The following is a 20,836-nucleotide window of genomic DNA, read 5'->3' as shown; positions in this document are numbered from 1 at the left end:
TGGGAGCGGGCTCGCCCGCGATGGCGGCCTGACGGTCGCCGCCGCCTGTAGGTAAACTCCCGGCACTTTTATGGGAATCACTGAAATGACCGAAGACACCATCAAGCGCCGGGCACGCGGTCTGGACCGGGCGTTCGATATCCTCGACTTCCTCAAGGAGGTCGGCCAGCCCCTGCGCCCGAACGACATCGCCAACGGCATCGGCAGCCCCAAGTCCACGGTCTACGAACTGGTGGCCTCGCTGCTGGAACGACGGATCCTGGAACCGGTGGGCAAGGACGGTCACGTCTACCTCGGTCGTCAGCTGTACTTTCTCGGCCAGGCGCATTTGCGCCACTTCGACCTGACCCGCGAGGCCGATCACGCCTTGCAGGAGATCGTCAGCCAGACCCACGAGACGGCGCAGATGTGCCTGCTGAACGGGCGCAAATACACCGTCGCGTTGATGAAGGAGGGGGAGCGGCATTTCCGCATTTCCTCGGACATCGGCGAAAACGCGCCCATCCCCTGGACCGCCTCCGGACGCCTGTTGCTGGCGCACCTGAGCGACCAGGCAATCGTCGACCTGATCGACCACGACGACTTCATCCTGCCCGACGGCGAACGCTTGCCTCTGGAGCAGTTCCTCAAGGAAATCCGTCAGGCCGGCATCGATGGTTTTTTCTCTTTCGATAGCGTCGCCGACACCTTTACCCATTGCTTCGCCGCGCCGGTCAAAGACCCCGGCGGCGTGGCCATCGCGACTTTGTGCATCGTCGCCCCGCGCGCCGATGCGAAGAAAAACTACAACGACTACCGCCGGGTGCTGATCGAAAGCGCCAACAGCCTGGCCCGTCGCATCAACGAATAACAGCGGCTGCCTGCGGCCGCGTGAACGAGGAGTTCGACCATGTCTTCTGCCCCCATACCGCTAACGTGGACAAAGGCGCTGCCCCGATCGGTGCCAGCCTGGTGCGTGACGTCAGCCTGCCCGCGCTGGTGCTGCACCGCGAGGCGCTGGAACACAACATTCGCTGGATGCAGACCTTCGTCAGCGACAGCGGCGCCGAATTGGCACCCCATGGCAAGACCAGCATGACCCCGGCGTTGTTCCGTCGCCAACTGGACGCCGGTGCCTGGGGCATCACCCTGGCCAGCGCCACGCAAACCCGTGCCGCCTACGCCCATGGCGTGCGCCGGGTGCTGATGGCCAACCAGTTGGTCGGCACGCCGAACATGGCGCTGATCGCCGACCTGCTGGCCGACCCGACGTTCGACTTCTATTGCATGGTCGATCACCCGGACAACGTCGCCGACCTCGGCGCCTATTTCGCCTCCCGTGGCGTGCGCCTGAACGTGATGATCGAGTACGGTGTAGTTGGCGGGCGCTGCGGTTGCCGCAGCGAGCAGGAAGTGCTCGACCTGGCCAAGGCCATCGCCGCGCAACCGGCGCTGGCCCTGACCGGTATCGAAGGCTACGAAGGGGTGATCCACGGTGATCACGCTGTGACCGGTATCCGTGATTTCGCCGCGTCACTGGTGCGCCTGGCGGTGCAGTTGCAGGACAGCGGCGCTTTTGCCATTGCCAAGCCGATCATCACTGCCTCGGGTTCGGCCTGGTATGACCTGATTGCCGAGTCCTTCGAAGCGCAGAACGCCGCCGGACGTTTCCTCAGCGTGCTGCGTCCCGGCAGCTACGTGGCCCACGACCATGGCATCTACAAGGAAGCGCAGTGCTGCGTACTCGACCGTCGCAGCGACCTGCACGAAGGCCTGCGCCCGGCGCTGGAGGTGTGGGCGCACGTGCAGTCGTTGCCGGAGCCGGGGTTTGCGGTGATCGCCCTGGGCAAACGCGACGTGGCCTACGACGCCGGTCTGCCGGTGCCGTTGCTGCGTTACAAGGCAGGCGTGGTGCCGGCCAGGGGCGAAGATGTGAGCGCCTGCAAGGTGACCGCGGTGATGGACCAGCATGCGTTCATGACCGTGGCGCCGGGGGTTGATCTGCGGGTGGGCGACATCATTTCGTTTGGTACTTCGCACCCGTGCCTGACGTTCGACAAGTGGCGTGTCGGTTGCCTGGTGGATGAGCAACTGAACGTCATCGAGACCATGGAAACCTGTTTCTAAGACAGAAACCGAGGTGTTGCCATCGCGGGCAAGCCCGCTCCCACAGGTTTTATGAACACTGCAGAACTTGTGGGAGCGGGCTTGCCCGCGATGGCGGCCGACCAGACAACATCGCAACACCAGAGACCCCACGACAATGAACACCATCAACACCCTCGGCCCCAACACCCCGCGCATCGCCCTGATCGGCGAATGCATGATCGAGTTGCAGCATCGCGCTGACGGCAGCCTGCAGCAGAGCTTCGGCGGCGATACCTTGAACACGGCGGTGTATCTGTCCCGGGAGCTGGGAGAAAAAGGCTGCGTGGACTACGTCACCGCCCTGGGCGATGACAGTTTCAGCGATGCGATGTGCCAGAGCTGGGCTGCGGAAAACATCGGGCTCGGCATGGTCCAGCGCCTGCCCGGGCGCCTGCCGGGTTTGTATTGCATCCAGACTGACGCCGCTGGCGAGCGGCGCTTTCTGTACTGGCGCAATGAAGCGGCGGTACGCGATTGCTTCACCACCCCGGCCGCGGCGCCGATCCTCGCGGCGTTGCCGGATTACGACGTGCTGTACTTCAGTGGCATCACCCTGGCGGTACTCGGGGTGCAAGGCCGGGAAAGGTTGCTGCAAACCCTGATCGAAGCCCGCCAGCGCGATGCGCGGATCGTGTTCGACAACAACTACCGGCCACGGCTGTGGGCGTCGGTCGAGGACGCACAAGCGGCGTATCGCAGCGTACTGCCGCATGTCGACCTGGCGTTGCTGACGGTGGATGACGAGCAGGCGTTGTTTGGTTATGCCGATTGTGCGGCGGTGTTTGCCGCGTATGAGCAGATCGGTACGCCGGAAGTGGTGCTCAAGCGGGGCGCCGAAGCGTGCCTGATCCGTTGTGATGGCGAGTCGTTCGAGGTGCCGGCGCAGAAGGTCGAGCGGGTGGTGGACACTACGGCGGCGGGGGATTCGTTCAGTGCGGCGTACCTGGCTTCGCGGCTCAAGGGTGGCAGCCCTGAAGAAGCCGCCGAGGCCGGACATCGGCTGGCCAGCCGGGTGATTCAGGTGCCGGGTGCGTTGATCCCGAGGTAAGCGGTGAATGGCCGCTGGCTGCGCCATCGAATCGCTGGCAAGCCAGCTCCCACAGTGTTTAGCGGTGTGGCTGCAATCTATTGCAACTCACAAATCCCTGTGGGAGCTGGCTTGCCAGCGATAGGGCCCTCAAGCCAAACCCTCAATCGCGGTAAAACACCTGCACCAGGTGATAGCCGAACTTGCTCTTGATCGGCCCATGCACCACCCGCAGCGGCTTCTTGAAGATCACCGCATCGATCACGCCGACCATCTGCCCCGGGCGCACTTCACCGAGATCGCCACCGCGCTTGCCCGAGGGGCAGGTCGAATACTTCTTGGCCAGCACATCGAACGCTTCGCCCTTGGCGATGCGTTGTTTGAGCTGCTCGGCTTCTTCCGAGGTTTTCACCAGGATATGGCGGGCTTGAGCTTTCATGGGACAGTTACCTTGCAACGAGGCTGACAACGGGGCGCGCGATTATGCCTCAACTCAGTGCGGTTGACCGATCATCGTGCGAATCTTGTTGGCCAGCAGGTCGATGGAAAACGGTTTGCTGACCATGTCCATGCCTTCTTCGAGGAAACCCTGGCGCTCGGCGGCGATTTCCGCGTATCCGGTCATGAACAGCACCTTCAGTCCGGGACGGTGCTGACGGGCGATTTCTGCCAGTTGTCGGCCGTTCATGCCCGGCAACCCCACGTCGGTCACCAGCAGGTCCACCCGTAGGTCGGACTCCAGCACCTGCAGTGCGCCCTTGGCGTCCTCGGCTTCGTGGGCACGGTAGCCGAGCTCCTTGAGCAGGTCGAGGATCAGCATGCGCACCGCGGCATCGTCCTCGACCAGCATCACCGTTTCGCCGGCAATGGCCGCAGGTGCCTCGCCGACGACGGGTGACAGGACCTTGTCCGGCTCGGTCGAATGCAGGCGCGGCAGGTACAGGCGCACGCTGGTGCCGCGTCCGGGCAGGCTGAACAGGCTGACGTGGCCACCCGATTGCTGGGCGAAGCCGTAAATCATCGACAAACCCAAACCGGTGCCCTGGCCGATGGGCTTGGTGGTGAAGAACGGATCGAAGGCCTTGGCCAGCACCGAGGGCGTCATGCCCGTGCCGTTGTCGCTGACGGCAATCATCACGTAGTCGCCGGCATTGACCGGTTCCAGGGTCGTGATGTCGCTGCCGTCGAGGTACACGTTGGCCGTTTCGATCTGCAACTCGCCGCCCTCGGGCATGGCGTCGCGGGCGTTGATCACCAGGTTGAGCAGGGCGTTTTCCAGCTGGCTGACATCGGTGTTGACCCGCCAGATGTCCTCGGCCAGTTGCAGTTTGAGTTCGATATGATCGCCCTTGGTACGACTCAACAAGTCTTCGAGCGAGCGAATCAACTCGTTGGGGTTCAGCGGCGTGCGGTTGAGCGACTGCCGCCGGGAGAACGCCAGCAAGCGATGGGTGAGGGCCGCGGCACGGTTGGCCGAGGACACGGCTGCTTCGGTGAATCGGCCGATCTCGCTGGCGCGGCCTTCGGCGATGTAGCGCTGCATCAGGTCGAGGCTGCCAATGATGCCGGTGAGCATGTTGTTGAAGTCATGGGCGATGCCGCCGGTGAGCTGGCCGACCGCTTCCATTTTCTGGGCATGACGCAAGGCGTCTTCGGCCCGTTCACGCTCGAACATCTCGTTTTGCAGGCGCTCGTTGGCATCGGCCAGTTGGCGGGTGCGGGCGGCGACCCGTTCCTCCAGGGTTTCGTTGAGGTTGCGCAGGGCTTCTTCGGTCTTTTTGCGTTCGGTTTCGTCGATCACGAAGATATAGAAGCCGTTCACCGCGCCGTCCGGGCCGTGGCGCGGCAGGTAATTCATCAGGGCCTGGCGGATGCTGTCGTCGCGGTGTGGCGTGCTGATGCTGAAACAGCAGGGCCGGCCGGACAGCGCCTCGGTGATGTGCGGGGCCCGCAGCGCGTAGGCTTCTTCGCCGAGCACTTCAAGAATGGTCCGCCCGTACAGCTCTTGCGGCGTCAGCCCGTACCAGTCGAGGTACGCCGCATTGTTCAGGCGAAAGCGTTCCTCGCGGTCGACGTAGCTGATCAGGATCGGCATGGCGTTGATGATCAGTTGCAGCTCGGTCTGGCTCTGGCGCAGGGCCTGTTCAGTGTGTTTGCGCTCGGTCAGGTCCAGGGCGGCGCCGAGGAAACGGATCGGACGGCCATGATGGTCCTTGTAGCAGCGGCCACGGGCAAACACCCAGCGCATCTGGCCGTCGGTTTGCAGCAGACGGTATTCCTCGGCGTATTCGCTGCCGTGGGTGATGCAGTGCTTGATGCTGCGGGCGATCAGGGCACGGTCTTGCGGGTGAACGCCGTGCAGGTATTCGCTGATCGGCAACTGGTTGGCCATGGCCGGGTCGACGCCGTGGAGCTGGGCAAAATGTGCATCGGCGATGAAGCGGTCTTCGCTGATGTCCCAGTCCCAGGTCCCGACCGCATCCGTGGCGGCGAGCGCCAGTTGCAGGCGCTCCTCGGTTTCACGCTGGGCCTTGAGGCTGGCTGCCGAGCGCTGTTCGAGTTCGAGGGCGATGCGCCGACGCTCGTTGGTTTCGATGGCGGTGACCAATATCCCGGCCACCTCGGCAGCTTCGTCGCGGATCGGGCTGTAGGTCAGGTCGAGCCAGAAGTCGGACTCGCGGCCCTCGCGTTGCAGGGTGAAACGCTGCTCGCTGTAGGTTCGCACCTGACCTTGCAAGACAGCGCGGTAGATCGGGTCGGTAAAGTCTTTCAGCTCTGGCCAGATCAGGTGTGTCGGCTGTCCGAAGGCGTGGGGATGCTTGCTGCCGGCGAGCAGGGCGAAGCCGTCGTTGTAGATTTGCGTCAGTTGCTGGCCCCAGAGCAGCAGCATCGGCATCGGCGAGTGAATGACGATGTCCACGGCGGTTCGCAGGCTCTGTGGCCAGGTGCTGGCAGCGCCCAGCGGGCTGCTTGCCCAGTCGATTCGGGCGATCAAGGCCTGGGCATCGCTGGCGGTGGGTGTAGCGTTCATCCGGGAGTCCTGGGCCTGAGTCGATTTGGCTGGCCTCTATTCTTGCACAGGTGACAGGTGCAGGTAGATTCAGAGACTTGAGCGGTTCAGCGACACAACCCCTGTAGGAGCGAACTCGCTCGCGATGGTCGTCAACGATAACGCGGGCTGGCAGGTGCCCCGCGGCGCTCTCGGGTTTATCGCGAGCAAGTTCGCTCCTACAGGTAACCTTATTTCAATCCAGGAGTTCAGGCCGGTCACGAAACTGCTCCAGCGCCTCGGGATTGGCCAGCGCATCGGTGTTCTTCACCGGCTGCCCATGCACCACGTTGCGCACCGCCAGCTCGACGACCTTGCCGCTGATGGTCCGGGGAATGTCGGTGACTGCGACAATCTTCGCCGGCACATGGCGCGGCGTGGTGTTGGCGCGAATCGTCTGGCGGATTTGCTGTTGCAGCGCTTCGTCCAGTTCGAGCCCGTCGCGCAGCCGCACGAACAGCACCACTCGCACGTCATCCTGCCATTGCTGACCGATGGCCACGCTGTCGAGCACCTGCGGGATTTTTTCCACCTGGCGATAGATTTCCGCCGTGCCGATGCGCACGCCGCCGGGATTGAGTACGGCATCCGAGCGGCCGTGGATCATCATCCCGCCATGGGGCAGTTGTTCGGCGTAATCACCCTGGGCCCAGACGCCGGGGAACAGGCTGAAATAGGATTGGCGCAGCTTTTCGCCATCGGCGTCGTTCCACAGGCCAACGGGGATTGCCGGGAAGTGACGGGTGCAGACCAGTTCGCCTTTTTCGCCGATCACCGGCTGGCCGGCGTCGTTCCACACTTCGACGGCCATGCCCAGGCTCTTGCCCATGATTTCACCGCGCCTGACTTGCGACATCGGGTTGCCGTTGACGAAGCACGAGACGACGTCGGTGCCGCCGGACATCGAGGCCAGGCACACGTCCGCCTTGAAGTCGCGATAGACGAAGTCGTAACTCTGCGGCGACAGTGCCGAGCCGGTGCACAGCAAGGTCTTGAGGCTGCCCAGGTCATGGCTGTCACGCGGCTTGATGCCGCTGCTTTCCAGGGTCGCGAGGTATTTCGGGCTGGTGCCGAAGACGCTGATGCCTTCGTCGTCGATCAGGTCGATCAAGCGTTGCGGGTCGGGGTGGAACGGCGAGCCGTCGTACAGCACCACCGCGCTGCCGACCGCCAATGCCGACACCAGCCAGTTCCACATCATCCAGCCGCAGGTGGTGTAGTAGAACAGGCGTTCGCCGGGGCCGAGGTCGCAGTGCAGGCCGTGCTCCTTGACGTGTTGCAGGAGGACCCCGCCGGTGCTGTGGATGATGCATTTGGGCACGCCGGTGGTGCCGCTGGAGTAGAGGATGTACAGCGGATGGGCGAACGGCACCGGGACGAAGTCCGGTTCTCCGCCGGGTACATAGAAATCGTCCCACAGTGTCACGTTGGCCGGGGTGTGGAAGTCTGTGATGTGCGCCTGAGGTCGTGCATAAGGCACCACGATCAACTGTTGCAACGACGGCAGCCGTTGCAGGATCTCGTTGACCTTGGCGGTCTGGTCGATCTCTTTGCCGGCATAACGATAGCCGGCGCAGGTCAGCAGTACTTTCGGTTCGATCTGGCCGAAACGGTCAACCACCCCTTGAGTGCCGAAGTCCGGTGAAGAGCAGGACCAGACAGCGCCCAGGCTGGTGGTGGCGAGCATGGCCACCAGGGTTTGCCAGGTGTTGGGCATGCACGCGGCGACCCGGTCACCGACCCTGACATCGGCGGCGATCAAACCGTTTTGAAAGCCCGCGACATGCTCTGCGAGTTCGGCCCAGGTCAAATGTTCACGCTGACCGTTTTCGCCAACGGCGACCACGGCGATCGCATCATCGCGGCGTTGCAGCAGGTGTTCGGCAAAGTTCAGCGTAGCGCCGGGGAACCACTGGGCGCTGGGCATCCGGGGGCCTTCGAGCAGCACGGCGTCGGGTTGTTCATGGAAGCGGATGTCGAAGAAATCGACGATGGCCTGCCAGAAGTCGGGGCGCTGCTCGACGGACCATTGGTGCAGGGCAGGGTAGTCGTCGATCTTGAGGTGGTGTCGCTGATTGACGAAGCGCCGGAAGGCCTCCATGCGCGTCTTGCCAATGCGCTTGGCGTCGGGTTGCCAGAGGATGTCGGACATGGTTTGCCTCTTCTTATCTCTTCAGATCCAATCGCGGGCACCACAGAACCTGTGGGAGCGAGCTTGCTCGCGATGAAGATAACGCGGTCTGGCAGGCGATCACTGCGCCAACCACCCACCATCAACATTCCACGCCGCACCCCGCACCTGGCTGCCGGCTTCACTGCACAGGAACAACACCAGTTCACCCAGTTGCGGCGGGGTCACGAACTCCAGTGATGGCTGTTTTTCAGCGAGCAAATCATGCTGCGCCTGCTGCGGATCAACGCCACTGGCGGCACGATCATCAATCTGCTTCTGCACCAGCGGCGTCAATACCCAGCCTGGGCAGATCGCGTTGCAGGTGACCTGGGTGGTCGCGGTTTCCAGCGCGACCACTTTGGTCAAGCCGATCACCCCATGTTTGGCGGCGACATAGGCGGACTTGCCCACCGAGCCGACCAGGCCATGCACCGAGGCAATGTTGATGACCCGGCCCCAACCCTTGGCGCGCATGCCTGGCAGGCTCAAGCGGGTGCTGTGGAACACCGACGACAGGTTGATCGCGATGATCGAATCCCAACGTTCCACCGGGAACTCATCGACCGCCGCCACGTGCTGAATGCCCGCGTTGTTGACCAGGATGTCGACGCCGCCGAACTCGCGTTCGGCATAGGCGATCATGTCGGCAATCTGCGCCGGATCGCTGACATCGGCCGGGTGATGGCCGACCTTGCCGCCGAACTGCTCCACTTCGGCGATGACCTTGGACGCATCGCCAAAGCCATTGAGGATCAGGTTGGCTCCCGCCTTGGCCAGGCTGAGGGCGATGCCCAGGCCGATACCGCTGGTGGAGCCGGTGACCAGTGCGGTCTTGCCCGAAAGAGTCGTCATGAATACCTCACACAATGCCAGTGGCGTAGAAAGTGCCGATCACCACGAAAACCGCCAGGGTCTTGATCAGCGTAATACAGAAAATGTCTTTGTAAGCCTCGCGATGGGTCAGCCCGGTCACCGCCAGCAGGGTAATCACCGCGCCGTTGTGCGGCAGGGTGTCCATGCCGCCGCTGGCCATCGCGGCGACCCGGTGCAGCACTTCCAGGGGAATGTTCGCGGCATGGGCGGCGCTGATGAACTGCTCGGACATCGCCGCCAGCGCGATGCTCATGCCGCCCGAAGCGGAACCGGTGATGCCGGCCAGCAGGGTCACGGTAATCGCTTCGTTGACCAGTGGATTGGGGATGTTCTTGAGCCAGTCGGCCAGCACCAGGAAGCCCGGCAAGGACGCGATCACCGCGCCGAAACCGTATTCCGAGGCGGTGTTCATCGCCGCCAGCAACGCACCGCTGACCGCGCTTTTGCTGCCTTCGGCGAGTTTGCTGCGAATCGCCTGGAAGCCGAACACCAGCACCATGAGGATGCCGACCAGCAAGGCTGCCTGCACCGCCCAGATCGCCGTGAGCTTGGCGATTTCGGTGGTCACCGGCGTGGCCATGCCCGGCAGCGCGAGGCTGTGGGTCTTGCCGTACACCTGCGGAATCCAGTGGGTGAACAGCAGGTTCATAATGCCCACCGCCAGCAGTGGCGACAGTGCCAGCCAGGGGTTGGGCAGCTTGAGGTCGGCGGCGGTTTCCGGTTCGTTGCGCAGGTCCGAGCCATAACCTTCACCGGCGCGCTGTGCCTTGTTGCGCTGGCGCTGGAGAAACAGCATGCCGGCGCAGAACACGAAGATCGTGCCGATCACCCCGAGCCACGGCGCCGCCCACGCGGTGGTGTTGAAGAAGGTGCTGGGGATGATGTTCTGGATTTGCGGCGTGCCGGGCAGGGCGTCCATGGTGAACGAGAAAGCGCCGAGGGCAATGGTCGCCGGGATCAGGCGCTTGGGGATGTTGCTCTGGCGGAACATCTCAGCGGCAAACGGATAGACCGCGAACACCACCACGAACAGCGACACGCCGCCGTAGGTCAGCAGGGCGCAGACCAGCACGATCACCAGCATCGCCTGGCGGGTGCCGAGCAGACCAATCGCCGCGGCGACGATGGAGCGGGAAAAACCGGACAGTTCGATCAATTTGCCGAACACCGCGCCGAGCAGGAATACCGGGAAATACAGCTTGATGAAGCCGACCATTTTTTCCATGAACACGCCGGTGAAAGCCGGGGCGACGGCGGAAGGGTCGGTGAGCAGAACGGCGCCGAGCGCGGCAATCGGGGCAAAAAGGATAACGCTGTAGCCACGGTAGGCAGCCAGCATCAGCAGCGCGAGGGCTGCCAAGGCAATGATCACACTCATGGTGTGTCTCCTGGTTGTTATTTTTGTTGGGTGAAGCTTGGTAGGAGATGCGTATAGCGAGTTTTGTGCCAGATGATTAAGTTATTGAAATATAAGGGTATATTTATATTATTTGAATTTTCTTGATCGTTTTGTCTCTTTTTTGAGACTTTTATTGGCAGTGTTGGCCTCATCGCTGGCCAGCCAGCTCCTACAGGGGGTTGCGTAAACCTGTAGGAGCTGGCTTGCCAGCGATTCGCGCACAGCGCGTCCAATAAATGAGAATTGCGTCTCGTTATAGAGACTCTACGATCCCCAGCGCCACCATCTTCTTGTACAACGTCGACCGTCCAAGCCCCAGCCGCGCCGCTGCTTCAATCACCTTGCCCCCGCATTGCGCGAGGGTGGACTCGATCAGTTGCCGGTCAAAACGCTCCCGTGCCGCACTGAAGGTCTCGTGGGCAAAGGGTTCCAGGGGCAAGGGCACCACGCGTTCCACCTGGGTGAACGTACCAATCGCCGCGCGGATGTCCGCCGCGCTCAGGCGCAGGTCGTCACTGAGCAGCGCGGCCCGCTCCAGCACATTACGCAGTTCGCGAATGTTCCCCGGCCAGGCGTGTTGCCCCAGCAGTTCCAGAGCTTCGTGGTGCAGTTCATGCTGGCTGCGCAGTTCCTCGAGAATCGCTTCACTGAGCGCCGGCACGTCATCGAGGCGGTCGCGCAAGGGCGGCACCTGGATCGGCAGCACGTTGAGCCGGTAATACAGGTCGGCGCGAAATTCGCCGCGCTTGATCGCCGCTTCAAGGTCGGTCGAGGTCGCGGCGATCACCCGCACATCGCTCTGGATCACCTCGTTGGAGCCCACCGGCTCGAATTCCTTTTCCTGCAACACCCGCAGCAGTTTGCTTTGCAGGGGCAGCGGCATGTCGCCGATTTCGTCGAGGAACAACGTGCCGCCCTGGGCGATCTGCAATTTGCCGGCGCGGCCCTTGCGGTCGGCGCCGGTAAACGCGCCGGGGGCGGTGCCGAAGAATTCGGCTTCCAGCAGTGATTCGGGAATCGCCGCGCTGTTGATGCTGACAAACGCCTTGTGTGCACGGGGTGAGGCATTGTGGATGGCCTGGGCCAGCAACTCCTTTCCGGTGCCGGTTTCGCCGAGCAGCAGCACCGGCGATTCGGTGCTCGCACTGCGCCGGGCACGGCGTTTGACTTCGAGGCTGGCGGCGCTGGTGCCGATGAAATGGGCGAAGTTGTATTTGGTTTGCCGCGCGCGCAGCAGCGAGCGGGTGGAGGCCAGTTCTTCCTGCATGCTCATGTAGCGCTTGAGCATCGGCGACAGGCTGCGCAATTCGTCGAACAGGGCGAAACCGATGGCGCCGATCACCACGCCGGAATCATCGTGAATCGGCAGGCGCATGACCACCAGCGGCTCTTTGGAGGTGTCCTGCATATCCAGCAGGATCGGCCGGCCGGTGCGCACCACTTCACGCAACAGGCTGCCGGGGATCACGCTTTCGCAGGGTCTGCCGATCGCATCCTGCGCCGATTGCAGGCCGAAGCGCCGGGCATAGCGCTCATTCATCCAGACGATGTTGGCATCGCGGTCGACAATCACCGTGCCCTCGCTCGATTGCTCGATGATCTCGAACAACGAACGGATCGCCAGCAAGCGAACGCGCTGGTAGTCCTTGAGGTTTTCGGTGGTGTTCATCTGTATTGATCCTGATTTCTTTTTGACTGTTCCGGCCCCATCGCGGGCAAGCCCGCTCCCACAGGGAAATGCAATCCCCTGTGGGAGCGGGCTTGCCCGCGATGCGGTCTAACGGCCAGATTATGCCTGCCCCAACAACGCCGCCGCCAACAGCTCCTTGGTGTAAGGGTGCTGCGGTGAGTCGAACACCTCATGACTGGCGCCGCGTTCCACCACTTTGCCGTCCTTGATCACGATCATGTCGTGGGCCAGGGCGCGCACCACCGCCAGGTCGTGGCTGATGAAAAGATAGGTCAGGCCGTGTTTTTCCTGAAGCTGGCGGAGCAGGGCGACCACCTGTTTCTGCACGGTGCGGTCCAGCGCCGAGGTCGGTTCGTCGAGCAGGATCAGCGCCGGTTTCAACACCAGCGCCCGGGCAATGGCGATGCGCTGGCGCTGGCCACCGGAGAATTCGTGGGGGTAACGATGGCGACTCTTGGGGTCGAGGCCGACCTCGTTCAGAGCCCGGATCACCTCGGCGTTGCACTCATCGGCGCTCAACTGGCTGTGCACTTCCAGGCCTTCGCTGATGATCTGCGCTACCGACATCCGCGGGCTGAGGCTGCCGAACGGGTCCTGGAACACCACCTGCATCGTCTTGCGCCACGGCCGTAGCTGTTTTTGCGTCAGGCCGTCCAGTGCCTGGCCCTGAAAACGGATGCTGCCTTCGGAGTCGAGCAAGCGCAGGATCGCCTGGCCGAGGGTGGACTTGCCGGAACCGGATTCGCCGACGATGCCCAAAGTCTTGCCGCGCTGAATACTCAGGCTGATGCCATCGACAGCGCGCAGCCAGGTCTTGCGCTGGAACAGCCCGCCACTGACGGCAAAGCGCACTTGCAGGTTGTCCACCTCCAGTACGTTCTCGCGCTCGTCCCGGGGCAAGGCTTCGCCCTCGGGTTCGGCATGCAGCAGCACGCAGCTGTAAGGGTGCCTGGGTTCGGTGAACAGGGTTTCACACGGAGCCTGCTCGACGATTTCCCCGGCCTTCATCACGCACACGCGCTGGGCGATGCTGCGCACCAGATTGAGGTCATGGCTGATCAGCAGCAGCGACATGCCCAGGCGCTGTTGCAGGGATTTGAGCAGCAGCAGGATCTTGCGCTGCACCGTCACGTCCAGCGCGGTGGTCGGTTCGTCGGCGATCAGCAGTTCCGGCTCGCACGCCAGGGCCATGGCGATCATCACCCGCTGACGCTGGCCGCCGGACAGTTGATGGGGGTAGGCCTTGAGGCGTTCCTCGGGTTTCTGGATGCCCACCAGGTGCAGCAGTTCGAGGATTCGCGCTTGTGCCGCCTTGCCCGCCAGGCCCTTATGCACCAACAGCGTTTCGCCGATCTGCTTTTCGATGCTGTGCAGCGGGTTGAGGGAGGTCATCGGCTCCTGGAAGATCATCGCGATGCGATTGCCGCGCAGTTTTCGCAACTTGCAGGCATCGGCCCCCACCAGTTCCTGGCCGCGATAGCGAATGCTGCCTGTTGTCACGGTATCGGTTTGCGGCAGCAGTTGCAGGATCGAGTGGGCCGTCACCGACTTGCCCGAACCCGACTCGCCCACCAACGCGAGGCATTCGCCCGGGCGGATATCCAGGCACAGATTGCGCACCACGGTCTGGCCAGTGAAGGCCACGCTGAGGTCACGGATTTCGATCAGGTTGGTCATTTCAGCCGTCCGCATCAAGATCTCGGATCGAAGGCGTCGCGCAACGCCTCGCCGATGAACACCAATAAAGAAAGAATCAGCGCCAGGGTGAAAAACGCCGTCAGGCCCAGCCACGGCGCCTGCAGGTTCTGCTTGCCCTGACCGATCAACTCGCCCAGCGAGGCACTGCCCGCCGGCATGCCGAAGCCGAGGAAGTCCAGCGCCGTCAGGGTGGAAATCGCCCCGGTGAGAATGAACGGCAGGTAGCTCAAGGTTGCGTTCATGGCGTTGGGTAGAATGTGCCGCACGATGACTTTGCGGTCGGTCAGGCCCAGCGCGCGCGCGGCCTTGACGTATTCCAGGTTGCGCCCGCGCAGGAACTCGGCACGCACGACGTCCACCAGGGCCAGCCATGAAAACAGCGCCATGATTCCCAGCAGCCACCAGAAATTCGGTTCGACGAAACCCGACAGGATGATCAGCAGGTACAGCACCGGCAACCCGGACCAGACCTCCAGCAGGCGCTGGCCGAGCAGATCCACCCAGCCGCCGTAATAGCCTTGCAGGGCCCCGGCCGCGATGCCGATCAGTGCGCTGACAAACGTCAGCATCAGGGCAAACAGGATCGACACCCGGGCCCCGAAGATCACCCGCGCCAGAACGTCCCGTGACTGGTCGTCGGTGCCCAGCCAATTGACGCTGGTGGGCGGGCTGGGGGCGGGTTTGTTGAGGTCATAGTTGGGCGTGTCGTCACTGAACGGAATCGGTGGAAACAGCAGCCAGCCACCGTCCTTCTTGATCAGCTTTTGCACGTAGTCGCTGCGGTAGTCGGCCTGGAACGGCAGTTGCCCGCCGAACTCCTGTTCGGTGTGACGCTTGAAGACCGGGAAGTACCACTGGCCTTGATAGCTGACCAGCAGCGGTTTGTCGTTGGCGATCAGTTCGCCGCCCAGGGTCATCAGGAACAGGCCGATAAACAGCCAGAGCGACCACCAGCCGCGACGGTTTTTCTTGAAGCGCTCGAAGCGCCGGCGCGCCAGCGGTGAAAGCTTGAACATCAGGCGTTCCTCGCGGCGAAGTCGATACGCGGGTCGACCAGGGTGTAGCAGAGGTCTCCGACCAGTTTTATCAGAAGGCCGAACAGGGTGAAGATGAACAGCGAGCCGAACACCACCGGATAGTCCCGCGATACCGCCGCTTCGTAGCTCATGCGGCCCAGGCCGTCGAGGGAGAAGATCACCTCGATCAACAGCGAGCCGGCAAAAAACACGCTTATGAAGGCCTGGGGAATACCCGACACCACCAGCAGCATGGCGTTGCGGAATACGTGCCCATATAGCACCCGCCGTTCACTCAAGCCTTTGGCCCGGGCAGTGACCACGTACTGGCGGGTGATTTCATTGAGGAAGGAGTTCTTGGTCAGGATGGTCAGCGTGGCGAAACCGCCGATCACCAGCGCGGTGACCGGCAACACCAGATGCCAGAAGTAATCGGCCACCTTGCCAATGGTCGACAGCGAGTCGAAGTTGTCCGAGACCAGTCCGCGAACCGGGAACCAGTTCAGCGAAGTGCCGCCGGCAAAGACCACGATCAGGAACATCGCAAACAGGAACGCCGGCATGGCATAGCCGATGATGATCGCGGTACTGCTCCAGATGTCGAACTGGCTGCCATGGTGCACGGCCTTGCGGATGCCCAGCGGAATCGACACCAGATAGGTGATCAGCGTCGCCCAGAGCCCAAGGGAAATGGTCACGGGCATTTTCTCGAGGATCAGGTCGGTGACGGTGGCACCGCGGAAAAAGCTCTTGCCGAAGTCCAGGCGAGCGTAGCTGGTGAGCATCAACCAGAGGCGTTCGTGTGCCGGTTTATCAAAGCCGTACTGTTTTTCGATGTCCTTGATCAGTTGCGGATCGAGCCCGCGACTGGCCCGGGACTTGCCGCTCATGGTTTCGCCGGAGCCGCCGCCAACCGCTGCGCCGCCAATCCCTTGCAGGTGCGCGATGGCCTGTTCGACCGGCCCGCCCGGCGCGGCCTGGACGATGACGAAATTGACCAGAAGAATGATCACCAGCGTCGGAATGATCAGCAGCAGGCGCCGCAGTATGTAAGCCCACATCAGTGCGGCCCTCCGGGTTTGCCACGGCTGATACGCTCGGCCGTCATCTGTTGGTTGGTCAATGGCGTGGTGCTCATCTCCCACCAGCTCTCGATGGCTTCGTCATTGCTCGCCTGCACGTTCGGGATGCCGAAGCGGTTCCACCACACCGTCGAGGTGCCAGGCGGGTAATAGTTGGGAATCCAGTAGTAGTTCCATTGCAGCACCCGGTCCAGCGCGTGAGCGTAATGCAGCATGCCAGCCTGGGTATTGGCGCGGATCAGCCCGGTGATCAGGGTATCCACCGCCGGGTTTTGCAACACCATATAGTTGTTGGAACCAGGGTCGGTGGCTGCCGCCGAACCGAAGTAATTGAGCAGTTCGTTACCCGGGGACGTGGTGACCGGGTAGCCGGTGACGATCATGTCGTAGTCGCGGCTCATCAGGCGGTTGACGTACTGGGAGGAGTCGATGCGGCGGATGTTGAGGTCGATGCCGATCTGTTTCAGCGTGCGTTTATAGGGCAGCAAAAGGCGGTCCATGCCGTTCTGGCTGACCAGGAACGTAAAGCTCAACGGCTCGCCGTCGGCATTGACCAGTTGGTCGCCGTCGGGTTTCCAGCCGGCCTGTTCGAGCAAGTCCAGGGCCTGCAACTGTTTGTCGCGAATCACGCCGCTGCCGTCGGTCTTCGGCGCCTGGAATACTTTGGTGAAGACTTCATCGGGAATCTGCCCGCGCAGCGGTTCGAGAATCGCCAGCTCACCGGCATCCGGCAGTTGCCGGGCCGCGAGATCGGTATTGGAGAAAAAGCTCTGCTGACGGATGTACATGTCACGCATCATCTGCCGGTTGCTCCACTCGAAGTCCCACAGCATCACCAGCGCCTGGCGTACGCGACGGTCCTGGAACATGGGCTTTTGCAGATTGAACACAAAACCCTGGGCCGGCTGCGGCGCCTCGGTGGCGAGGTGGGCTTTTTGCAGGCGACCGTCGCTCAGGGCCGGGCTGTCGTAGCCGATGGAAAAGCCGGTGGCGGAAAATTCGCGATTGTAGTCATAGGCGCCACCGCGCAGGACCTGGCGCGCCACGTCGGTATCGCCGAAGTACTCGATGCTGAAATGATCGAAGTTGTACAGGCCGCGGCTGACCGGCAGGTCCTTGCCCCACCAGTCGGGATTGCGCTCGAACGTGATGCTGCGCCCGGAATCGATCTTGCCGACTTTATAGGGGCCGCTGCCCAGCGGGGCTTCATAGCCGCCGCCACCGGCGAAATCGCGGGTTTTCCACCAGTGTTCGGGAAACACCGGCAAGGTCGCGATATCCAGTGGCAGGGTGCGGTTTTCGTTGTTCCTGAAATCGAAGCGGATAGTCAGCGGCGATTCCACCTCGACGTTTTTGACGTCGGCGAACTGCGTGCGGTAGCGCAGGCTGCCCTGGGTCATCAGCAGGTCGAAGGTGTAGCGCACGTCTGCGGCGCTGATCGGTTTGCCATCGGCAAAGCGCGCCTTGGGATTGAGGTAAAAGCGCAGGGACAGGCCATCCTCGGAACGCTCCATTTTCTCTGCCACCAGGCCATACACGGTGTAGGGCTCGTCCAGCGAGCGCTGGGCCAGCGGTGAATAGAGCAAGCCATCGATCTGCGAGACGCCGATGCCTTTGTCGATATAAGGCAAGACATGGTCGAACTGCCCGATTTCGATCGCCGAGCGCCGCATCGTGCCGCCCTTGGGGGCCTGCGGGTTGGTGTAGGCGAAATGACTGAAGCCGGCGGGGTATTTGGCCGGTTCGCCGTACACGGTCATTGCCGGTTGCGGTGCCGCGTTCACATCCACGGTGCCCGACAGCAGGGCCACGACCGTGAACAACAAGGTAGGGAAAGCCAGTCGCATTGTCAGCCTTAGAGCCGGGTGGTCGTTAACGACAATTTGTACGCTAGCGGCGCGTCCCTCGCCAGCCGTATGCGCATCGCAAACACAACGGCCCGCCAAAAGGCGGGCCGTTGCGTGAATAGCTCAAGCGTCGATCAGTCCTGACGGCTGGTCACTTCCAGCAGGTGGTAACCGAACTGGGTCTTGACCGGGCCCTGGACCACGTTGAGCGGTGCGCTGAAGACCACGGTGTCGAATTCCTTGACCATCTGGCCCGGGCCGAACGAACCCAGGTCACCGCCCTGGCGGCTGGAAGGGCAGGTGGAGTTGGCCTTGGCAACTTCGGCGAAATCGGCGCCAGCCTCGATTTGGGCCTTGAGTTCGTTGCACTTGTCTTGCGAGGCAACAAGGATGTGACGGGCAGTGGCTTTAGCCATGGAAAAATACTCCTTTCAATACTCGATAAAGTGCTGAGCCTACCGGATTCAGTGAGCTATTTCTCCTCAAAGTTCCGTTCCACGAGGGATCCACGGCATGTGGCACCTCAAAGGCCGGCGTCTCTCAAACGCTCGGCATGCAGGACATACAGCTCGATCGGGTCGACACCCGTGCGCAATTGCCCGGTCGGCTGGCCAATGGTGTCCAGGTGATCCAGCGCATAGTCGGAGCGGATAACCGTGCCCAGATGGGAGCTGAAACGCCCGACCAGACCGTCATTCTGCTCGGCTTCGGTGACGAAATAGGCAGAAAGCGCCCGACAGAAGGTGTTGAGTGGATCGAGCGCATTCATCCCCTCCTTGAGAACGTTCGACTGCAATACGCCGCTCCACGAGTAGTAATGAACACCATTGACCCGTCCGCGCCCCTTGCCACCCCAGGTGGCGGGCAATCCTTGCGGGTATTTATCGTTGAACGCGCCTACGCCCTCGGTAGTCAACGCATTGAGGGCTGCGATGGCGGTTCGCGGTTGGTACTGATTGTTGCTCAATGCCGCGAGGAAGTCGGCGAAGAGGGTCACCACGGTGTCGGCCACCTGTTCCGGCAGGCAGCCTGGGGTCAAGGCCTTGCGCAAGAAATCGGCGAGTTCCGAGCCGTGGTTCGGCCCGCTGACGGAGGTGACCGACGCTACGCTGTGTGGCGCAATCGCTGCGGCATAGCGCGCGGCCAGTGCACCCTGGCTATGACCTATGAGGTTGACCTTGCCTGCATCGGTTCTTTGCAGAACCCGCGCGATCTGCGAGAGCAATTGATCACCGCGTACCTCGTTGTCATGGGGAGCCGACAGGTAAGGGACGAACACCCTTGCTCCGGCGTTCCTCAGCGCTTGTCTGATGTCGTGAAACAGCTCGAACTTGCCGATTCTTTCGAAGCCGAAAAGGCCATGGACCAGCAGTATTGGATAACGAGTGCTTGCATTCCTTTGCATATTCACACCTTTTCACAAAAGTTCGTCGGGACTGCGTGGCGTTTCACTCTAAAACACTCGAGGTTGGCGCGATGTATGAAAAGTCCGCCGCAACCCGCAGAAAGCGGAATAGAACGAGTGTGAATGCTCAAGATGGACTGAGGCTTTTGTCGGAATAGATTGGCGATTTTTCACGGCAATCGGCTTGCCGCTGAACAAAGACCTACTTTGCATGTATCGATTTTCCCAAGGAGCCGGAGAGCGAGGCCGACATCCCGGCTGTATGGCCTGAGGTTAAATAGTCGTTATCAAAAGCCGGCCACCCGTTCGGTGTTTATTCCAGGGAATGGAGCGAATGAATGACTGTTTATGAACCCGACACCTTGAATCTCGCACAGCAACCCTTGCCACCTCCCATACTTGAGCAGGCGGCAAACGGCGTCCTGAACCCCTCCGACAGAAAAGCCGTCATCCGGGTCCGGCCTTATCCAGGCATGACCTGCGGCGACAAATTGCTGTTGGAGTGGGCGGGACTGGATGCCGATGGCCTCGCCTGCAATCATCAGCTGGCGCGTTTTGTCAGTGACGACCGGGTCGGCGAGGACCTGATCTTTGCTGTGGATTGCGCCCATATCGAGGCGCTCGACGGTGGTTCGCTCGAACTCGGTTACTCGCTCTTTGCCGCCCGATTTACCGGTCCCGTACATTCCCATCGCTTGCAGCTGAGTGTGGGCGATGTGCAGGCAGACCTGCTGCCCGCGACGGTGAACGATACGTTGGGTAGAACGCTTGATCCGGATCGGGTGAAAGAAGGGGCGATCGTTACAATCAAACCCTATGCGCGCATGGCGGCGGGTGACTGGGTATTGCTGACCTGGGCCGGCGTTTCGTTCGAAGGCAGTTTCAGCGATGCACTCAAGGTCGAGCCCTTTGCTGTCGGGGACGAACTGTCGTTCTGGGTCAGCCCGGAGTGCATTGTGCCTAATCTGGGCTCATCGGTTTCCGTTGATTATTGCGTCCAGCAAGCAGGACAGGGTCATCGTTATTCTGAAGTCACGACACTGATGATTGGCAGGCTGGAGCGGGGACCACTGCCAGCCCCCACTGTGCTGGAGGCCGATGAGGGTTGGGTGGACCTGCATGATGCGCAGGATGGCGTGACCGTCGTCATCGAAAACCCCAGGGCTGAAAATGGCGAGCTGGTTTACCTGAGGTGCGACGCAGAGAAATTCAATCACTGCGAGGACCGCGAAATCACCAGAGACACGGCGGGCGAGCCCTTGGTGTTCATCGTGCCCTACCGGTTCTGGAGGGAGCATCGAGATTCTGCGATCCGTGTTTCCTATTCAGTCGAGCGCCTTGATGACACCTGTCAGCAATCGGCGGTGACACTGGTTCAGGTGCAATCCTTGATGGGGCATTGATTGCCATTTGCCCTCCAGTCTTCGCATGAAGGCCGGAGGGCGGGTGG

At 61.9% G+C, this 20,836-nt stretch carries 16 protein-coding genes; 4 read left to right on the top strand and 12 right to left on the bottom strand.

The window, feature by feature from the left end; translation table 11 throughout:
* Window positions 1-85 precede the first annotated feature (85 nt).
* The 3 genes from AB4O16_RS03220 to AB4O16_RS03210 all read left to right on the top strand — a co-directional run bounded on the left by AB4O16_RS03220 (window position 86) and on the right by AB4O16_RS03210 (window position 3,175).
* Complete coding sequence (locus AB4O16_RS03220; protein ID WP_253560597.1) at window positions 86-850, top strand: IclR family transcriptional regulator; 765 nt, start codon at window positions 86-88, stop codon at window positions 848-850.
* Window positions 851-870: 20 nt separating this feature from the next.
* On the top strand, window positions 871-2,106 hold the full coding sequence (locus AB4O16_RS03215) for an amino acid deaminase (RefSeq protein ID WP_460156969.1): 1,236 nt from the start codon (window positions 871-873) through the stop codon (window positions 2,104-2,106).
* Between the two features lie 136 nt (window positions 2,107-2,242).
* Window positions 2,243-3,175, top strand: a complete 933-nt coding sequence (locus AB4O16_RS03210) for a sugar kinase (protein WP_460156968.1) — start codon at window positions 2,243-2,245, stop codon at window positions 3,173-3,175.
* 142 nt (window positions 3,176-3,317) lie between these two features.
* On the opposite strand, the gene AB4O16_RS03205 is transcribed toward AB4O16_RS03210, so the two are convergent.
* The 12 genes from AB4O16_RS03205 to AB4O16_RS03150 form a co-directional block, all read right to left on the bottom strand.
* Complete coding sequence (locus AB4O16_RS03205; RefSeq protein ID WP_007898282.1) at window positions 3,318-3,593, bottom strand: peptidylprolyl isomerase; 276 nt, start codon at window positions 3,591-3,593, stop codon at window positions 3,318-3,320.
* Between the two features lie 54 nt (window positions 3,594-3,647).
* Window positions 3,648-6,185: a PAS domain-containing hybrid sensor histidine kinase/response regulator gene (locus tag AB4O16_RS03200; RefSeq protein ID WP_460156967.1), complete on the bottom strand. Its 2,538-nt coding sequence runs from the start codon at window positions 6,183-6,185 to the stop codon at window positions 3,648-3,650.
* A gap of 214 nt (window positions 6,186-6,399) precedes the next feature.
* Entirely contained in the window at window positions 6,400-8,355 is a 1,956-nt protein-coding gene (locus AB4O16_RS03195; RefSeq protein ID WP_460156966.1) for an acetoacetate--CoA ligase, read from the bottom strand.
* 99 nt (window positions 8,356-8,454) lie between these two features.
* On the bottom strand, window positions 8,455-9,228 hold the full coding sequence (locus AB4O16_RS03190; protein ID WP_095941906.1) for a 3-hydroxybutyrate dehydrogenase: 774 nt from the start codon (window positions 9,226-9,228) through the stop codon (window positions 8,455-8,457).
* Between the two features lie 7 nt (window positions 9,229-9,235).
* A complete protein-coding gene (locus AB4O16_RS03185) occupies window positions 9,236-10,627 on the bottom strand; it encodes a GntP family permease (protein WP_160386201.1) in 1,392 nt (463 codons plus the stop codon).
* A gap of 274 nt (window positions 10,628-10,901) precedes the next feature.
* A complete protein-coding gene (locus tag AB4O16_RS03180; RefSeq protein ID WP_160386200.1) occupies window positions 10,902-12,317 on the bottom strand; it encodes a sigma-54 interaction domain-containing protein in 1,416 nt (471 codons plus the stop codon).
* 120 nt (window positions 12,318-12,437) lie between these two features.
* Window positions 12,438-14,015, bottom strand: coding sequence for an ABC transporter ATP-binding protein (locus AB4O16_RS03175; RefSeq protein ID WP_460156965.1), 1,578 nt, complete (start codon window positions 14,013-14,015; stop codon window positions 12,438-12,440).
* Between the two features lie 14 nt (window positions 14,016-14,029).
* Entirely contained in the window at window positions 14,030-15,052 is a 1,023-nt protein-coding gene (locus AB4O16_RS03170) for an ABC transporter permease (RefSeq protein WP_160387927.1), read from the bottom strand.
* A complete protein-coding gene (locus AB4O16_RS03165) occupies window positions 15,052-16,113 on the bottom strand; it encodes a microcin C ABC transporter permease YejB (protein WP_460156964.1) in 1,062 nt (353 codons plus the stop codon). Before AB4O16_RS03165 ends, AB4O16_RS03170 begins: the two co-directional genes overlap by 1 nt.
* The gene (locus AB4O16_RS03160) at window positions 16,113-17,981 is read right to left on the bottom strand and encodes an extracellular solute-binding protein (protein WP_160387929.1); all 1,869 of its coding nucleotides are present in this window, start codon (window positions 17,979-17,981) and stop codon (window positions 16,113-16,115) included. The genes AB4O16_RS03165 and AB4O16_RS03160 overlap by 1 nt, the downstream gene beginning before the upstream one ends.
* A gap of 134 nt (window positions 17,982-18,115) precedes the next feature.
* Complete coding sequence (locus tag AB4O16_RS03155) at window positions 18,116-18,397, bottom strand: peptidylprolyl isomerase (protein WP_160387930.1); 282 nt, start codon at window positions 18,395-18,397, stop codon at window positions 18,116-18,118.
* A gap of 107 nt (window positions 18,398-18,504) precedes the next feature.
* On the bottom strand, window positions 18,505-19,386 hold the full coding sequence (locus AB4O16_RS03150; protein WP_460156963.1) for an esterase/lipase family protein: 882 nt from the start codon (window positions 19,384-19,386) through the stop codon (window positions 18,505-18,507).
* Between the two features lie 338 nt (window positions 19,387-19,724).
* On the opposite strand from AB4O16_RS03150, the gene AB4O16_RS03145 reads away from it, so the two are divergent.
* Window positions 19,725-20,789, top strand: coding sequence for a hypothetical protein (locus AB4O16_RS03145; protein ID WP_460156962.1), 1,065 nt, complete (start codon window positions 19,725-19,727; stop codon window positions 20,787-20,789).
* Window positions 20,790-20,836: the final 47 nt, after the last annotated feature.

The sequence above is a fragment of the Pseudomonas sp. S2_H10 genome, assembly GCF_054668285.1.
Note: the sequence above shows the minus strand (reverse complement) of the source record. Positions and strands in the feature narration are given on the sequence as shown.

What these genes read in the sequence shown, in the direction of transcription:
- AB4O16_RS03180 (WP_160386200.1), bottom strand. Translation starts at nt 12,317, where the DNA reads ATGAACACCACCGAAAACCTCAAGGACTACCAGCGCGTTCGCTTGCTG.
- AB4O16_RS03185 (WP_160386201.1), bottom strand. Translation starts at nt 10,627, where the DNA reads ATGAGTGTGATCATTGCCTTGGCAGCCCTCGCGCTGCTGATGCTGGCT.
- AB4O16_RS03220 (WP_253560597.1), top strand. Translation starts at nt 86, where the DNA reads ATGACCGAAGACACCATCAAGCGCCGGGCACGCGGTCTGGACCGGGCG.
- AB4O16_RS03165 (WP_460156964.1), bottom strand. Translation starts at nt 16,113, where the DNA reads ATGTGGGCTTACATACTGCGGCGCCTGCTGCTGATCATTCCGACGCTG.
- AB4O16_RS03205 (WP_007898282.1), bottom strand. Translation starts at nt 3,593, where the DNA reads ATGAAAGCTCAAGCCCGCCATATCCTGGTGAAAACCTCGGAAGAAGCC.
- AB4O16_RS03175 (WP_460156965.1), bottom strand. Translation starts at nt 14,015, where the DNA reads ATGACCAACCTGATCGAAATCCGTGACCTCAGCGTGGCCTTCACTGGC.
- AB4O16_RS03150 (WP_460156963.1), bottom strand. Translation starts at nt 19,386, where the DNA reads ATGCAAAGGAATGCAAGCACTCGTTATCCAATACTGCTGGTCCATGGC.
- AB4O16_RS03155 (WP_160387930.1), bottom strand. Translation starts at nt 18,397, where the DNA reads ATGGCTAAAGCCACTGCCCGTCACATCCTTGTTGCCTCGCAAGACAAG.
- AB4O16_RS03170 (WP_160387927.1), bottom strand. Translation starts at nt 15,052, where the DNA reads ATGTTCAAGCTTTCACCGCTGGCGCGCCGGCGCTTCGAGCGCTTCAAG.
- AB4O16_RS03210 (WP_460156968.1), top strand. Translation starts at nt 2,243, where the DNA reads ATGAACACCATCAACACCCTCGGCCCCAACACCCCGCGCATCGCCCTG.
- AB4O16_RS03190 (WP_095941906.1), bottom strand. Translation starts at nt 9,228, where the DNA reads ATGACGACTCTTTCGGGCAAGACCGCACTGGTCACCGGCTCCACCAGC.
- AB4O16_RS03160 (WP_160387929.1), bottom strand. Translation starts at nt 17,981, where the DNA reads ATGCGACTGGCTTTCCCTACCTTGTTGTTCACGGTCGTGGCCCTGCTG.
- AB4O16_RS03195 (WP_460156966.1), bottom strand. Translation starts at nt 8,355, where the DNA reads ATGTCCGACATCCTCTGGCAACCCGACGCCAAGCGCATTGGCAAGACG.
- AB4O16_RS03200 (WP_460156967.1), bottom strand. Translation starts at nt 6,185, where the DNA reads ATGAACGCTACACCCACCGCCAGCGATGCCCAGGCCTTGATCGCCCGA.
- AB4O16_RS03145 (WP_460156962.1), top strand. Translation starts at nt 19,725, where the DNA reads ATGACTGTTTATGAACCCGACACCTTGAATCTCGCACAGCAACCCTTG.